1 protein-coding gene is annotated in these 1249 nt (G+C 41.2%); it reads left to right on the top strand.

Features of this window, described 5'->3' with window-relative positions; all coding sequences use genetic code 11:
* Nucleotides 1-84: 84 nt before the first annotated feature.
* Entirely contained in the window at nucleotides 85-1077 is a 993-nt protein-coding gene (locus FTV34_RS17565; RefSeq protein WP_005028482.1) for an IS5-like element ISAba23 family transposase, read from the top strand.
* The last annotated feature ends 172 nt before the right edge of the window (nucleotides 1078-1249 follow it).

The following is a 1249-nucleotide window of genomic DNA, read 5'->3' as shown; positions in this document are numbered from 1 at the left end:
GAAACCTTTGCACGAATAAACACACAAAAGTTCATTAAATTGGTATAATACAATAAAATCAATCACCTAGCAAAAAACACGACTATGGCATGGAAACAAACAGGGCAACTCTCCCTAGCAGACAGTCTCATTAACGCTCACAAAGCCATCGAAGAATTAGATGAACTACACAACCTAATTGACTGGCAAACTATCGAGCAAACCTTACGCCACGTTCATAGCAGTGAGCGTGGGGAATCTGCCTTTCACCCTGTCATCATGTTTAAAGTATTACTCTTACAAAAACTCTATAACCTATCGGATCCAGCCATGGAAAAACAACTGGCACGAGACTTACTATTTCGTCGCTTTGTTGGCCTATCATTAACGGATGATGTACCCGACCATAGCACCATTTGGCGATACCACAAACACCTAGGTGAGCTTAGACTGATTGAACCATTGTTCAACCAAATCAATGAGCAACTAGCCCAACAAAACATTTTTATCAAAGCGGGCAGTGTCAGCATCATCGATGCCAGTATCGTTGAAGCTAAAAACAAACGACCTAAGAAAGGCAAACACACCGACAATACCCAAGATAACGAAGCCGCCTATGTCAGTAAAAAAGACAGTACAGGTAAAGTAAAAACCACCTACGGCTTTAAAATTCATCTCAACTGTGATGAAGACAGCTTTGTCAAAAAGGTTGAAACTACCCCTGCCAATGTCCATGATTCCCAATGTTTTACCACGCTGTTAACAGATGATGAATCAGCCGTGTATGCTGACAGTGCGTATAAAAGCCAAGCCCATGATGACTACCTTGCCGAGCATGAACCACCGATAAAAAATCATATTCATGATAGAGCATGGCGCAATACACCCTTAACCGAACAGCAAAAACGCAATAATACCCAAAAGAGCCAAACTAGAAACACCGTTGAGCGGGTCTTTGGACATTTTAAACTGCATTATGGGATGAGCAAAGCTCGTCATTTAGGGTTAATGCAATTTCATACCAGCACTTTGCTTGCAAGCATGGTGCATAATTTAAAAACTGCCCTAAGCTTGAAACGAAAATACGGACTCGCCTAGGGTTATTGTGTCTGTTGGTTAGTAAGCTCAGCCAATAGACACAAATTTAACAACCATTTGGAGATTTTATCCATGATTTAGCCATTGTTTTGCTTATTTCATTGCCATTCTTTGTTTTTTTTCGGTTTGGTGGTATGCCTCGAGCAAAGGGGCTGTTTCGTGCAAAGGTCTC

The sequence above is a fragment of the Acinetobacter sp. YH16038 genome, assembly GCF_013417275.1.
Taxonomy (GTDB): Bacteria; Pseudomonadota; Gammaproteobacteria; order Pseudomonadales; family Moraxellaceae; genus Acinetobacter.
This window is presented reverse-complemented; position numbering and strand designations above follow the sequence as displayed.

What these genes read in the sequence shown, in the direction of transcription:
- FTV34_RS17565 (WP_005028482.1), top strand. Translation starts at nt 85, where the DNA reads ATGGCATGGAAACAAACAGGGCAACTCTCCCTAGCAGACAGTCTCATT.